The following is a 16245-nucleotide window of genomic DNA, read 5'->3' as shown; positions in this document are numbered from 1 at the left end:
GCTTTTTTATTATCCGATAACGATGATCGACTTCAGGTATTTTCAAAGACTTTCATTTGCCTATTGAAAAACAGCAAATACAAATCATCCCGATCTCCATCCTCCATTAATACCCGAATAACTAAAAACACTAGCTATAAAAAAACAGCACTTGTGAACTTAGCAGCACATACTAACAGAATGAAACAAATAACCTTATTTTTAGCATTATTACTCCTAACATTTTATTCATGTAAAAGCTATAAGCCCCAGATAATCTCGTCTCAGCAGATCTTCCAAGAGGGACAGGTCCGCTTCAAACAATGCCATGCATCAACTATACAATCCATCGGCAAAGACAGCCTCCTGGCCTGCTGGTTTGGTGGTACACATGAATCCAATCCCGATGTGGTGATATGGAGTTCTCATTATACAAACGGCAAATGGCAACCAGCAGTCCAAATCGCAGATGGGATTCTTGCTGATAAGCGTTATCCAACCTGGAACCCTGTACTCTATCAACAGCCAAAGAACGATACCCTCTATTTGTTTTATAAAATTGGTCCTAATCCACGCGAATGGAAAGGCTACGTCAAATATTCCATAGACAAAGGTCATCACTGGTCAGCAGCACGGGCATTACCCGATGGTATTTTAGGTCCAATCAAAAACAAACCATTTACATTATCTAATGGGGATATATTATCCCCTTCCAGTACTGAATCAAAAGACGAAATCTGGAAAGCACATATGGAAATCAGTCACGACCACGGCAAAACCTGGTCTGTTCATACAATTCGGCCTGACACAAGTATTCAAGTCATTCAGCCGAGTATTGTTCAACATAAAGATGGCCGCCTCCAGGTACTCTGTCGCAGTAAAGAAAATAAGGTAATGAGTGCTTTTTCCTCTGACCAAGGCAACAGTTGGGGACCTTGGAAGGCGACCAACCTGCTCAACCCCAACTCGGCTACTGATGCCATTCGATTGAAAAATGGACTATTTATGATCGTTTACAATCCAGCAATCGCTGGAAATGACTGGTGGGAAGGACGCACAAAACTCCATGTCGCAACGTCTCATGATGGTCTTCACTGGCATGATACACTAACTTTGGAAGATGGGGTCAAAGGAGATGAATATTCTTATCCGACCATTATACAGGATAAAAGTGGTCTAGTACATATCACCTATACCTGGAATAGAAAGAGTATCAAGTATATCCGATTAAAATAAGTCATCAGTCTGTAGCAAATTAGGCTTCATTACGTTATGCTATAAAAAACTAATTATGAACCCATTAAAAAACTTCTTTTTCTTTGTGGCTTCGCTCGTTTTTATCAGCTGCTCAAAGGAAAAATCCGAAAACAGAACAGTCCTAGAGGGAAGTTATTCAGGAATATTTACTACCTATAACAAAACTAATGGCGAAGAATTTACTGGAGATGTCATCGTAAAATTTAAAGCGGATAGTTTCTTTTCCTCTGCAAATAAAAACAGACATCCAGCTGGTGGCTCAGGAACCTATGAAATTCTTGGAAACAAGATTATTTTCAAGGATCAAAATGCCTGGACGGCGGAGTTCGATTGGGGATTGATATTGGCTCACGAATACAGCTATATCTTGAAGAGTAAAGAGCTTACTTTGACAAAATCGAACAAGTACACGACCTATACCTATAAGTTGAAGAAGGATTAATTAATAATCCTTCTTTAGCTCCATCTCCCCTTTTAGTCGAATATCATCGGATGATGTACCTACTAGCAATTTGAATTTCCCTTTTTCTGTTTTCCAGGCATTAGTTGCATTCCACAATTTGAGGTCTTCTTTGCTCAACTGGAAAGTGTACCGCTCTTTCTTTCCTGCTGGAATAGCTCTACGTTCAAATTGTTTTAACTGCATAATGGGTGTTACTACCGAACTGACTTCATCGACAACATATAATTGTGCTACCTCATCGCCAGTCACACTACCCTTATTTTCGACATCAAAGGATACTGTACATACAAAATCATCTGCGCCTTCGGTCAGTCCTACCTGTAGGTTGCTGTATTCAAACTTACTGTAACTTAACCCATAGCCAAAAGCATACAAAGGTTTGGCGGACATCTCCACATAATCATGATGTTTAGGTTTTGTATGATTATAATGTACCGGAAGTTGACCCACAGATCGTGGTACAGAAATCGGTAACCGGCCGGCTGGATTATAATCGCCAAACAAGACATCAGCAATGGCTAATCCTCCCTCCTGTCCGGGATACCAGGCATTCACAATTGCAGGAATATGCTCCGCGGCCCAATTTAGATTAAGCGGTCTTCCCATAATGGTCACCAGCACCACAGGCTTACCTGTTGCCTGGATCGCTTTCATAAGTTTTAATTGATCACCCATCATATCCAACGAAACACGGTCAAACCCTTCACCACTTTCCATATCACTGACTGTATTGGGATCTACATTCGCCGCTCCTGTTGCCTGGTAGGAAGTTTTAAAATCCCGTGCACTGGAACCGCCGAGAATCAAAACCACAGCATCGGCTTGCTGTGCTGCTGCCACCGCTGCCGCAATATCAGAATTTGTCGTGTCACGGATAGCGCAACCTTTTACATAATCAACTTGCGTACCTTTACCTACCGCTGCGCGAATGCCTGTCAATACCGTCTGTATCTTACCATCAGCCTGTGGAGCCGTATAGTCCCCCAGTTGATTGTAAGCATTGTCGGCATTCGGTCCGATAACCGCAATGCGTTTCAACGATTTGCTTAATGGTAAGATATTTTTTTCATTTTTTAGCAAGATAATAGATTCTCTAGCAACCGCTCTGGCAACAGATTTATTCTGCGCTGTGGCAACTTTCTGGATCACCTGCTTCTCGTCTACATAGGGACGATCAAATAGCCCAAGATTGAACTTCATCCGTAATACACGGGCTACTGCGGTATCCAATACAGCAGGCTCCACTAGACCTTGTTGCACAGCTTTTAAAAGATTCGGACCATATCCCGATCCGCTCAGGTCAACATCCAATCCCACATGTATACTTTGTGAAGCAGCTTCCTCCGCTGTAGCGGCTGTCGCATGTCCCCCATTAAGGCCGGAAATGCTCAATAAATCGGATACCACAAATCCAGTAAAGCCCCAATCTTTACGGAGAACATCTTTTAACAACCAGGGATTTGCAGAGCATGGAATTCCATCAATACTATTATAAGCTGTCATGACCGAGCCTGCGCCAGATTTAACGGCCTTTTCGAAAGGTGGTAAAAAATAGTGTCTTAGACTCCGTTCACCAAATGATACCGATTCACCGTTGTGCCCACCATCTGGTGCAGCATAAGCGACAAAGTGTTTTAATGTACCAATGATTTTATCCTGTTGTCCAAGTTTCTCACCTTGAAAACCACGGATCATTGCAGTTCCCATCTTGCCTGTTAAATAAGGATCTTCGCCATAAGTTTCTTCTGTCCGCGACCAGCGTGGGTCGCGCGCGAGATCCAGGACCGGCCCATAGCCATTTTTTCCACCCACAGCGTAGGTTTCCAGCGCTATTGTTGATGCCATACGTTGAATCAGATTTGGATTCCAGGTACTCGCTTGCCCTATTGCCGTCGGAAATACCGTAGCACCGATAGCCATATGTCCATGTGGAGCCTCTTCCGACAGCAGCAATGGGATTCCCAAACGGGTACTGTCCAGCATATACCGCTGAATGGCGTTGGTCGCACGTGCAGCCTCAATCGGATTAAGACCATTCAAGAGTGTTTTTTGCGTCCAGGGATCAGCACGCAATGTTGCCCACAACAACCCGATGTGCTGCTCTTTGACCGCTTTCTTTAATTTGTCGCTCACCCCTACATACTTCTCCTTCTTTTCATACATTTCCCATCCAAGCAATTTGCTCAGCTGCCCCACCTTCTCTTCCACGGTCATTCGCCCCAAAAGATCATTGACACGTTGTTCGGTAGTGAGACGGCTATCCTTATAAGGCAATTGTTGCGCTTGGAGTTGTGGATAAAGCAATGTTGACATCGCTGTCAAAAGTAATATTCGGAGTTTCATTTAGTTTAAAGTTAACGGGGTTATGCAACCGGTTTCCAAAAGACTAAAATAAGGATTTAAAGATAATAATCAAGATAATTTTTCTGTTATAGAAATTTAAGTAATAGCGTCAATAGAACCAATCAACTGCCAACACTTATGCAGTAATTAAAAATGATTTTCAATATGAATATTCAATATTATGGTGAATATGGTTAAGAGATCAGTAGCAAACATGTACAATTCATAGTATGTAAAAAAAAATTGTTTACATCCCTAAATAAAAAAAGACGGCAAGCCGTCTTTCCATTCATGTGTTATAGGAATGCTACTTATTTTTTTCTTTACTTTTTCCCTTAAAATAATATGCCCTGGGAATAACAAAAGCAAGGGGATCGTTATTTCGATAGGTTAAGACCAAATAATCTCCGTCCACAAGGACACCATAGCTTTCGTACTGATCGCTATCAGCAAACTTAATGCTCTTTTTCTCTTTGTCATAGGTAAAAGATCGTTCAGACTTTCCATCTAAAATAGACTGTTCAAAGGTTTCCTTATTGGCTCCACAAAGCTCTTTTCCTGGCTGCAGCTTTAATTTTTGAAAATCATTGCCAAAAGAAAAAGAATAATTATTATCCTTTTCGCAATCTTCCGGTTTATAATGATACAGCTCATCTTTCGTATCACTCGTAGAAAATGCGGGAATCCAATCATAGGCTTCCAATTGTTTTTTCACATCCTCTGGTGCTATTTTTTCTGGACTAATGGTATCCTTACTGCAACTGCAAAACAAAATCAATACTAGAATTCCGCTAAATAATTTACTCATCTTGGTTCTCATTTAGTTATAATTTCATAACGTTTCAATATAGCTGGCCGCTACAGCGCACAGATACTTTTTAACCAAATAGATAAAAAATAGTTATTTTTTTAATAAGCTCGTCCTGTAGACAGTCCACAGGCAGCATACAAATCTAAACGGAGTAATATATGGCTAAGAAATCACCAATTACCCTCCGTCTTTTTCAAAAAAATCATCTCATCAAAAACAGGATAAAAATGTTAATAACAATGTTAATTAACTGGATATAAGAATCATTTTTGTTAATAACATTCCAGCAATTTGAAGTTTTTGACGAGGAAAAGAAACCAGTTTAAAAAAATTATACTGATCACTAAGGGTAAAGTGAAAGTTAGCTGTCATAGAGATAAAGCTTAATCAATATGAAACTAACATCAATCTTAATAATTGCGCTGGCGACTCAGGCCACGCAATCACTTGCCCAGGCACAAGATTCGACGAAGACAAACCGACGGGTCGTGACCGAGACTGTTAAAGGTACTATCCTGGACAAAAATACAAGACTTCCAATTATTGGTGCCACTATTGTACTGTCCTCCAATGGCAATACAAAATCTGTGAGTACAGATCAGCAAGGCGAATTTAGGCTGCTGCAAGTTCCTGTAGGACGCCAGGTCCTACAAATACGCATGGCAGGCTACAGGCAGGAAGAATTATCAGAGTTGCTTATTACCTCAGGGCGCGAGAATGTACTCAACATTGAAATGGAACCACAGGCAAACACGTTGAACGAAGCTGTCGTCTACGCCAATACGGGAAAACAACCTTTAAATCAAATGGCCATGACCAGTGGACGCTCATTTTCACCTGAGGAGACCAATCGATATGCTGGCGCTTTTTTTGACCCCGCAAGAATGGCACAGAGTTTTCCCGGAGTCGTTGCTGGAGGTGATGACAATGAGATAATTGTGCGTGGAAATTCGCCTAAAAGCCTACAGTGGCGATTGGAAGGGATCGAAATTGTAAATCCCAACCACTTTGGAGCCGAAGGAGCCGCTGGTGGGGGGATCAGTATGCTCAATACCATGGTTTTGGGAAAATCTGACTTCTATACCGGTGGACTTGCCGCTGAATACAACAACGCGATATCGGGGGTGTTTGACCTTAGATTTAGAAAAGGAAATACCGATAAACGCGAATACACATTCAATGTCGGCGTGTTGGGAGTAGGTGCAACTTTAGAAGGTCCTTTCAAAAAAGGGAGCGATGCATCGTATTTAATCAGCTACCGGTACTCCTCATTGAGTCTATTAGAAAAAGTAGGTGTAAAAGTCTCGGATACCGGTATCCCAAAATATCAGGATCTCTCCTTTAATTTTGTATTTCCAACCAAGAAAGCTGGAACATTTTCACTGTTTGGGATTGGCGGCCTCGGAAAAATAAAGGAAACTGCCAAACGCAATTTCCAAGAATGGGAGGAACGAACAGACGCGCAGGACATGAACTTGGGATTTAACGCTGGTAGTGCCGGGCTAAAACATCAATATATCGCCAATGATCGATTGTATTTCACAAATATTATTTCGGCATCGGTCAGCCGCAATTCCAATAAAACAGATACCCTGACACAGGATTATGTCACTAGCCTATATCACAAAGATAAATTTACAAATACCGCAATCCGTTATGCTGGAAGCCTCAATTATAGAGCCAGCAGCAAAAATACGATCCGTGCGGGTATCAATGCCAGCCTGCTTCGCTATGATCTCTATGCGCTAACCTACGATACCAAACTCGCGGCATTAAAAGAAAGGATCAATGAAAATGGAAGTACCAGTACGTATGACGCCTTTGCACAACTCAAAACTGAGCTGTCCGACCGTCTGACATTAAACACGGGTGTACATGCCAACTATTTTTCCTTAAGTAAAAGCTGGACTGCAGAGCCCCGATTGGGATTAAACTGGAAGGTCGCTCCAGACCAGACGGTATCCTTTGGTACCGGACTTTACAATCGTTTAGAACCCCTCAGCTATTATTTTGCCAAGAGCGGAACCGGACAAAATACAACAGATAATACCGCGCTATCTCCTACCAAATCTGCTCAAGCTGTCATTGGATATGAAAAGAATCTGAGTCGTACACTCCGGGTTAAGACCGAAGTCTATTATCAACATTTATATAATGTCCCGGTTTCTTCAGATCCAGCAATGAATTTCTCCCTGCTGAATGTGTCAGATATTTCGGCAATTGGTACATCGACCTATCGTCAACTCGTCAATAAAGGTACAGGCAGAAATTATGGCGTTGAGTTAACGGTTGAAAAATCACTTAGCAAAGGCTATTATTTTATGGCTACCACTTCGGTATTTGATTCCAAATTCAAAGCACTCAATGGGAAAGAATACAATACAACATTCAATACACGCTATGTCGGTAATCTATTATTGGGAAAAGAATGGACAGTAGGAAAGAATAAAAATAACCTATTTGGTATGAATGCCAAACTGATCTATGCCGGCGGAAGAAAATACTCTCCGGTATTGGAAGATGAATCCTTGCGTTTAGATGAGGAAATCATCGATCAAAGCCAGATTAATACCTTAACTGCCGATCCTTATATTCGACTTGATTTTTCATCCACCTATCGAATAAATCGTAAAAAGGTGAGTCATCTCCTTATTCTGGATATTCAAAATATCCTCAATAGAGAGAACACTGTCGGGATGCATTACAATTTCAGCAAACGTATCATCGAGCCGCAAAAATGGACTGGTATCATACCAACCATTAACTATAGGATCGAATTCTAAACGCTGTATATAATAGGACTTACAAAGAATTGATACGAGAGCCCATTCCCAACTGGGCTCTTTATATTTACCCCTATAGTCCATTCTCTGAACGAAAAATATTTCCTTTAAAATCATAAGCCTTTTCGCATTGTAATTCCTAGAGAATACTTCATTATTGAAGGCTATTGTTACGAAAACGATTGCGAGGAAATGACAGAATCGTTCATACTGAATGCTGTAAATTCACAGTACAGAAAATTCATTTTTTCATCCAATTAAATCTAACAAAGCCTATGATCAAGATCCAAAACGCATCCGTTGCGAAAAATCGCTGGGTGCACGCGGCAATCCCATTATCCTGCCTGTTGGTCGTATCCAATCTGGCAACTTCCCACGCCGCCCCGTTGACCCCTAAATTTACACATAGCAAGCTTTCGCTAGCCATACAACAGAGTTCCATCCAAGGTAAAGTCGTAGATAGTGAAGGTAAGGCCATTGCAAACGTGACGATCCAAATCAAAGGGACCAATCAAGCTACTTCAACTAATGCAACCGGTTTATTTGAACTCAATAGTCAACAGAAAGATGTCACTTTAGTGGTAAGAAGTATTGGTTACAAAACCATCGAAACTGTTGCTCATGCCGGTTCACCCTTAACAATCACCCTGGATAAAGAATCTAAAGGGCTTGAAGAGGTTGTTGTCGTTGGTTTCGGTACGCAGAAGAAGGAGAATGTGACAGGTTCGGTCTCCACTGTTCAAATGTCTGAAGTGCTGGAAAGCAGGCCCGTTACCTCCCTGTCTGCAGGTTTAGCAGGTCAGGCACCAGGACTATATGTCAATCAAGGTTCAGGTAGACCAGGTAGCGATGGCGGTACTCTGCGGGTGCGTGGTCAGGGTACATTAAACAATGCGAATCCACTTGTTGTGATCGACGGCGTGATCGGTGATATGAACCTGATCAACCCGCAGGACGTCGAAAGTATGTCGGTATTGAAAGATGCTGCTTCGGCTTCCATCTATGGTTCACGCGCAGCCAATGGTGTCATTCTCATCACGACGAAAAAGGGAAAGATCGAACAGTTTAAGGTTACCTATAATAATTATTTCTCCAGCCAGAAACCATCCAATACCATCCAAATGGTTTCCAACTACGCCAATTATATGGAGCTGATTAATGAAGGCTACAAAAATGGCGATCCAAATGCAAAACCTACATTTTCACAGGAGAAAATAGATCTTTGGAGACAAAATGCTGGCCAGGATCCACTGAAGTATCCCAATACAGATTGGGTTTCTGATCTCTTCCAAAACAAGATCAGCCAAAACCACAATTTGTCCTTTACAGGCGGAAGTGAAAAAATTAAATTTTTCGGTTCCTATGGCCTATTGGACAATCCCGGCATTATTGAACAAGCTACCTACAAACGTCATACGGGTCGCATTAACCTAGAAGCTGATGTAAAACCCTGGCTTACGCTGGGAGCAAATATCAATGGAGTCGTGTCAAAGACCGATATCGGCACCAATATTATCAATGATGTATTTACCTTTGCAGGCGCTAGTACACCAGGTATGGTGCTAAGGGCTCCAGATGGCCGATTTGGTTCGCCCAACAATCCAGAGGACGACCCGCAATCCAACAATGTGCTTCATCGCCTGTATGGACAAAAAGGGAACATTAACAAAAATCGCTTTGTATCCCGCTTTTATGGAAAATTAAAACCTATCGAAGGTCTTTCCATTGAGGGATCATATACCTACACCTATGATGATGATTTTATCTATTCGCAGCCTGTTTTTAATGACCGTTGGAATTTCTTGACAAATACCGTCGCCACTGCAGGTACTGGCCGTTCCTCAGTAACCAACGAATCTGTTAAATCGTACCGTTATTATATGGACGGAGTTGCCAAATACAAAAACAAGTTATTTGAGAAATTAAATTATGAGGTGATGGTGGGTGCCAGCCAGGAATATTTTAAAGATGGTTGGTTTGCGGCATCCAAGTTGGATCTCGTCGATCCTTCACTGACGGTGTTAAATGCGGCGACAATGGATGCTTCGGCCTCTGGCAACATCACGGATTGGGCCATGCGCTCTTTCTTTGGGCGACTTAACCTCTCCTGGGATGATAAATACCTATTGGAAGCCAATCTCCGTACCGACGGTTCATCACGCTTTATGACCGGAAAAAGCAGATGGGGTACCTTCCCTTCAGCATCCTTCGGTTGGAAGATTTCTTCCGAAGAGTTCTACGACGTCAAATGGATGCCAAGTCTTAAGTTTCGTGCCTCCTATGGTGCTTTGGGCAACAATGGTACTTCGGATGTATCCTTCCGCAGGGATGATCAGCTCACAGGGGCAGATAAGATCAACAACTACGAATATTTGACACTGTACAATCCAGCCAACTACATCCTGAACAATCAACTGTATGTCGGATTTGCACAGACGGTGTTAAGCAACCCCTTTTTGACCTGGGAAAACACCTATATCCTGAATGCAGGCCTAGATTTTGACCTCTTCAACTATAAATTGAATGGTTCAATTGATGTTTTCAATAAAGTAACAGACAATATTCTGATCAATCTTCCCGCACCTTTAGTTGTCGGAAATGCCACCATACCACGTACGAATGCGGCAAAAGTCCGCAATAATGGTATTGAGCTTAACCTCAACTACCGCGACAAAATTGGCGATGACTTCAAATTCAATATCGGTGGTAACTTCACCTTCATTGACAATAAGGTGGTCAAATTTAAAGGCAACGACAAATCTATTTCAGGAGCAAATCTTCTACAGGAGGGTTATGCCATCAACACGCAGTATATTTTGTTGACCGATCGCATCTTGCAGACAGACGCAGACATGCAACTTGTACAGCAAATGATTGACAATGCGCCTACTGATCCAAATACGAATCAAAAAGTAAATCCATTTGCGTCCTATGGGACACCAAAAAAAGGTGATTTACTATATAAGGACGCCAATGGCGATGGTATCATTAACGACAATGATCGGGTGCCTGTCGGACATGGTACTGCACCAAGGATCACCTATGGTTTTAATATGGGATTTGATTATAAGGGTTTTGACTTTTCAGTTTTCCTGCAAGGCAATGCAGGCAATAAGGCTATTTGGATAGATAATTACTACACACCAACCGTACGTTGGGGCTACCAGATCAACCAGGAAATCGCGGATGGCAGATGGACAGAGGGAACTACCGATGCCAAATTCCCTAGACTATTACCATATACAGATACCAGAAACACAAAAAACAGTGATTTCTGGCTACAGAACAAAGCTTTTATCCGAGTAAAAAATATTCAGCTCGGTTACACGATCCCGAATGAAATTACCAAACGGATACAGGTACAGAATCTACGTGTTTTTGGTTCACTGGAAAATTTCTGGACGATTACCAGTTACAAAGGATTCGACCCTGAGGTGAGTGGCACCAATTACCCAACAATGAAACAGGCCGTCTTCGGTCTTAGTTTAACATTTTAAGTTGTCAAATATCATGAAAAAGATTTCACTACTCATAGCTGGATGCATTGCATTATCATCTTGTTATAAGCTCGATACAACACCTTACAGTCAGGTCAGTGCCGATACATTCTGGCAAAATGAAGACCAGGCACTCGCAGGCATATTAGGTTGTTATAATGATCTCAAGAAGGAAGCGACCTTCGGTTTACAATTTTCTTATGACGGACTCAGTGACAATGGATTAGGCTATGATAATCAAGGCCTAGGCGAAGTCATCAGCGGTACATTTACAGACCGCTCACCCATTATTGTGGATAGGTGGCAGGCCGGATATGACCTGATCCAACGCTGTAACCATGCCATCGCTCATATTCAGCCGATGACCATAGATAAAGCCAAACAGGAAGGTTTTATTGCCGAAGCAAAATTTCTCCGTGCGCTGATGTATTTTCAATTGACAAACCTCTATGGAGCTTTGCCTATATATGACGAGACAGTTGATCTGAACAAAGATTTTAGTTCACTCAAAAATAGCCGTTCTTCCGTTGAAGATGTCAAGAAATTCATCCTTACGGACCTCAACTACGCTGTCGATAAATTACCTGTAACCTATGAAGCAAAACACTATGGCCGAATCACAAAGGGTGCAGCCTATGCTTTAAGAGGCAAAGTGGCCCTATACAATAAAGATTGGACTTCGGCAATCCGGGATTTTGAAGAAATTGTTTATAACAAAACCAACAACTACGGTTATAACCTCAGTGCTAATTATGCAGCATTGTTTACCATGGAAGGGGACCAGGCCCCTGAGATGATCTTTGCCATACAGAACATGGGTGGAACAGGATTTCCTTATGGGATGCCTATGGCTTGGTATATGGGGACAAGATCAACTTTTGGTAGTGATTGGAACAACTGTATGCCGAGTACACGGCTTGCAGACCGTTATGAAAACCGGGACGGAAGTCCTTTCAACTGGAATGACCATTTCCCAAATTATAACACAGACAATGCCGTTAAAAAGCAATCAATGGAATCCACACAATCCGGTGGTGTGCTGACGAAAGTACCTGATACAGCCAAACTACGTCAGATCTATGCAAACCGGGATCCACGGCTGAATCAGACACTTATTGTCCCTTATTCACACTATTTGGGCTGGAACGCCAACAAAGAGCGTGATATGCAATTTATTCTTGCAACAGGGGTAAATGAAAATTTCGGGCAGATCCGTAATAATCGAGGCTGGTATACCTACCTATGGCGCAAATTTGTACCTGAAGGTAACCTCAAAGGAGCGATTACTGATCGTACCCATACACCAATTAACTTCCCGATCCTTCGTTTGGCAGATGTGTTACTGATGCTCTCCGAAGCCTATAATGAAACCAATCAGCTGGACAAGGCAATCACGGAACTCAATAAGGTACGTGCACGTTCAAAAATGCCGGGGCTAAACAGCGGCAGTTCATTCCTGGTCGTGAACAGTAAAGCGGAAATGAGCAAACGTATCCAACACGAACGCGCAATAGAACTCGCGGGTGAGGGTTGGCGTTATTTTGATCTCAAGCGTTGGAATTTATTGGAAGATGTGTCAAAGGGCGTTATTGAAAAAGGTATTACAGGTGATAATCTCGTGACAAGAGGGTATCAACCCCGACATAAGCTTTGGCCAGTACCGGGACAAGAAATAGAGATGAATGCGGCTCTTCTGCCACAAAATCAAGATTGGTAAACATGAGAATATATCTAATCCTATTCTTCTTTCTCAGTAGTCTCTCTTTTCAGGGGCTACTGGGAAAAGAATTAAAGCTACTCACAGGGACTTTTAAACAGGAAGATCTCAAGCTCAACCTGAGTCGGGACAAGTCCTGGGTTCCCTATCCAAGTTATTCCGATCGCAAAGCATGGGATCAGCTGATAGCCCCCTTCCGTGAGGAGGTTATTGCGAAAGGTGACAAAGCACTCGACTATCAATGGCAGGTAGTCAAGGCAACTGATTATCTGGAATATGAACGCTCAGGCAATCGCGGCATGATGGAAAAGCCGATGAACGAAAACTGTACAGCGCTCACAAACCTGCTCTTAGCTGAATTAGCAGAAGGAAAAGGACGCTATATCGATCAGATTCTAAACGGCACCTGGCACATGACCGAGATGTCTACCTGGTCATTATCGGCCCACTTACCCGCTTTCCAATCCAGCAAAAGATCCCTACCACAAGAAAGGACACATGTCATTGACCTCATGGCTGGTGATGTAGGATCCTTACTTTCGTGGATACACTATTTCTTTCGGGACAGCTTCAATACCATCAATCCGGAAATTAGCTTACGCTTGAAACAGCACATCCAACAACGCATTATACAACCTTATCTCGATCGCAACGATATGTGGTGGCAGGGCTTTGAACTCAAAGGAAACCAATTGGTCAACAACTGGAATCCCTGGTGCAATTTTAATGTGCTCACCTGCCTGCTACTGATAGAAGACAATCCGGATGTTCAACTGGCTGGCATCTATAAAACAATGACTTCGGTCGATCGCTTTATCGATTATATCAAAAAAGATGGTGCCTGTGAGGAAGGTCCTTCCTATTGGGGGCACGCCGCCGGTAAGTTGTACGATTATCTCAAGATACTTGCCCTTGCAACACAGAACAAGGTCAGTATCTTTGACAAACCTCTTATCCGCGATATGGGTGAATATATCGCACAATCTTATATTGGTGGTGACAGATGGGTGGTCAATTTTGCCGATGCCTCAGCCAAAGGTGGTGGAGACCCGCTTCTCATCTATCGTTATGGGCAAGATGTACACAGTACCGAAATGATGCAATTTGCGCGATATATGACAGATCTTGGCGGTAAAGGTGCGGACTTCAAACCCTCACGGGATATCTTCCGTGCATTTGAAGACTTACGCTGTTTTCCGCAGCTTCAGCACACACAGGCAGCACTTCCCCAAAATGCATTTAAGTGGTATCCGGAAACGCAGTTTCTCTACCTGAAAAAAGGAGGTTTTTTCTTCGCCGCCAAAGGTGGTTTTAATAATGAGAGCCACAATCATAACGATGTCGGGAGTTTTATTCTATACCAGGATCAGCAGCCACTTTTTATTGATGCGGGTGTGGGAACCTACACGAAGAAAACATTTAGCGACGATCGCTATAGTATCTGGACCATGCAGGGTGCCTACCACAACCTGCCGCAGATCAATGGTACTGATCAGGCTTTCGGTAAAGAATTCAAAGCCGAAAATGTTTTATTCTTACCTGAGCAGAATAAATTCCAGCTCGATATCGGGAATGCCTATCCAAAGACAGCCAATATTGAACATTGGAATAGAAGCTACCGCCTCACAGCCGATGGTCTGACCATAGAAGACGAGTTCAAGATCAAAAACCCGAACCAGTCCAATATGGTACATTTTTTAGTTTCAAAAGAACCTCAGATCAACAAGGGAGTGATTGCCATGGGCGACGGTCTGGCCGCATTGCATTTTAATCCTGCACAGTTCGTTGCTTCCTACGAGGCCATCCCACAGGATGACCCTCGTCTGAGCCAGGTATGGGGCGAGCGGCTTTACCGCATCAGCCTCAAAGCCAAAAGCATCAAATCGACAGGAAAATATAGTTTTATCATTAAAAAAGCCAAATGAAAAGAAGAAATTGGATTCAAGCCGTAACATTAACTACCGCAGGAGCGCTAATGAACAGTCCCCTACTTGGTCGCAGTCAATCCAGGGGTTCAGCGGCGCAACCTTCTACTGACGACCGTGCGTACTGGGTGTCTATTTTAACAAAAATGGCCAGTCCTATTCTCGATCGTATCAGCAAAGAGCGTTTTCGCGCAGAGATGCCAATTGTTAAAAGTAAAACTTATGACTATATAGATCCCAGTGTGGGTTATCTGGAAGCATTTGGTCGATTATTGGCCGGTATGGCTCCATGGTTGGCTCTGCCAGACGATAAAACCGCAGAAGGAAAATTGCGTGCTAAATTTAAACAACAAGCCTTACTGGGCATACAGCATGGTGTAAATCCTGCTTCGGCAGATTATTTCTCCTGGCGTAGCAAGTCCAAGCAGCCTCTGGTTGATGCAGCACATTTAGCCCAGGCATTTATGCGTGCCCCAAAAGCATTATGGGATCCATTACCGCAGGTGACAAAGCAACAGGTTATTACCGAATTTAAACACTTACGCTGGATCAAACCCAACGAAAGCAACTGGCTATTATTTGCCGCAATGACTGAAACTTTTCTCTACAGTATCGGTGAAGACTGTGTCCGTGAGAAAATAGACTATGCGGTAAACAAATTTGATCAGGAATGGTATGTCGGCGACGGATGGTATAGTGACGGTGCGCGATTTAGTTTTGATCATTACAATGGATATGTCATCCATTGCATGCAGGTAGAAACTTTAAAAAACAATCTTAGTGCCGATGCGAAGTACCAACCCATGTATGACCGCGCTTATAAACGTATGCAACGCTATGCACATCATCTGGAGCGCATGATTTCACCCGAAGGCACCTACCCTGTTGTTGGGCGGAGTGCAACGTATAGAAATGCAGCATTTCAACCGCTCGCTTCGGTCGCACTCGATGGAAAGCTCCCCACGGATCTCTCCAATGGGCAAGTGCGCGCAGCATTGACAGCAGTCCTCAAGCATATCTATGCTGATCGCATTTTTCATGAGGATGGCTGGATGGCCTTAGGGTTTCTCAATGCCGATCAGGGAAATATAGCAGACAGTTATACCAACTCGGGTTCGCTCTATACTGCTTCCCTCTCATTTCTACCCTTAGGGCTTCCACCAACGCATGCTTTTTGGTCCGACGCTGCTGCACAGTGGAGCTCACAAAAAGCTTTTGCAGGTTTACCCTTTCCAAAAGATTATTATGTAACTTACTAAGAATATACGCTGTTAGGAAACCTTAGGTGGTCGTATGAGCCGGGTGAAACGAACGATTGAGCTCACGAATACCTTAAAATACCAATTTAATGAGTAAACGAGTTTATTTATACCGACGAGGCTAACACATATACCGTCGAAGGCAGCGTGAAACGAGTGAACCAAACGACGAGAGTTCATGAATACCCTAATCCTAAAATAATAGATGAAC

The 16245-nt window shown here is 42.8% G+C and carries 9 protein-coding genes; 7 read left to right on the top strand and 2 right to left on the bottom strand.

Going from position 1 to position 16245, the window contains the following annotated elements:
- Positions 1-180 precede the first annotated feature (180 nt).
- Together DFQ12_RS23305 and DFQ12_RS23300 are read left to right on the top strand one after the other, a co-directional pair.
- On the top strand, positions 181-1215 hold the full coding sequence (locus DFQ12_RS23305; protein ID WP_120261460.1) for a sialidase family protein: 1035 nt from the start codon (positions 181-183) through the stop codon (positions 1213-1215).
- 55 nt (positions 1216-1270) lie between these two features.
- Positions 1271-1678 carry a hypothetical protein gene (locus DFQ12_RS23300; protein ID WP_120261459.1) on the top strand — a complete coding sequence of 136 codons (408 nt, stop codon included), beginning with the start codon at positions 1271-1273 and terminating at the stop codon, positions 1676-1678.
- On the opposite strand, the gene DFQ12_RS23295 is transcribed toward DFQ12_RS23300, so the two are convergent.
- Both DFQ12_RS23295 and DFQ12_RS23290 read right to left on the bottom strand, forming a co-directional pair.
- Positions 1679-4042, bottom strand: coding sequence for a glycoside hydrolase family 3 N-terminal domain-containing protein (locus DFQ12_RS23295; RefSeq protein WP_120261458.1), 2364 nt, complete (start codon positions 4040-4042; stop codon positions 1679-1681).
- A gap of 307 nt (positions 4043-4349) precedes the next feature.
- Positions 4350-4850, bottom strand: coding sequence for a hypothetical protein (locus tag DFQ12_RS23290; RefSeq protein ID WP_147420468.1), 501 nt, complete (start codon positions 4848-4850; stop codon positions 4350-4352).
- Between the two features lie 395 nt (positions 4851-5245).
- Between DFQ12_RS23290 and DFQ12_RS23285 the strand changes: the two genes are divergently transcribed.
- The 5 genes from DFQ12_RS23285 to DFQ12_RS23265 all read left to right on the top strand — a co-directional run bounded on the left by DFQ12_RS23285 (position 5246) and on the right by DFQ12_RS23265 (position 16034).
- Positions 5246-7636 carry a TonB-dependent receptor gene (locus DFQ12_RS23285; RefSeq protein ID WP_120261456.1) on the top strand — a complete coding sequence of 797 codons (2391 nt, stop codon included), beginning with the start codon at positions 5246-5248 and terminating at the stop codon, positions 7634-7636.
- A 275-nt stretch (positions 7637-7911) separates the two neighbouring features.
- On the top strand, positions 7912-11133 hold the full coding sequence (locus DFQ12_RS23280) for a SusC/RagA family TonB-linked outer membrane protein (RefSeq protein WP_120261455.1): 3222 nt from the start codon (positions 7912-7914) through the stop codon (positions 11131-11133).
- 13 nt (positions 11134-11146) lie between these two features.
- Positions 11147-12850, top strand: coding sequence for a RagB/SusD family nutrient uptake outer membrane protein (locus tag DFQ12_RS23275; protein ID WP_120261454.1), 1704 nt, complete (start codon positions 11147-11149; stop codon positions 12848-12850).
- Between the two features lie 2 nt (positions 12851-12852).
- Positions 12853-14775: a heparinase II/III domain-containing protein gene (locus DFQ12_RS23270; RefSeq protein WP_120261453.1), complete on the top strand. Its 1923-nt coding sequence runs from the start codon at positions 12853-12855 to the stop codon at positions 14773-14775.
- On the top strand, positions 14772-16034 hold the full coding sequence (locus DFQ12_RS23265; protein WP_120261452.1) for a DUF2264 domain-containing protein: 1263 nt from the start codon (positions 14772-14774) through the stop codon (positions 16032-16034). Before DFQ12_RS23270 ends, DFQ12_RS23265 begins: the two co-directional genes overlap by 4 nt.
- Positions 16035-16245: the final 211 nt, after the last annotated feature.

It is taken from the genome of Sphingobacterium detergens (assembly GCF_003610355.1).
In the GTDB taxonomy this organism is placed as follows: Bacteria; Bacteroidota; Bacteroidia; order Sphingobacteriales; family Sphingobacteriaceae; genus Sphingobacterium; species Sphingobacterium detergens.
This window is presented reverse-complemented; position numbering and strand designations above follow the sequence as displayed.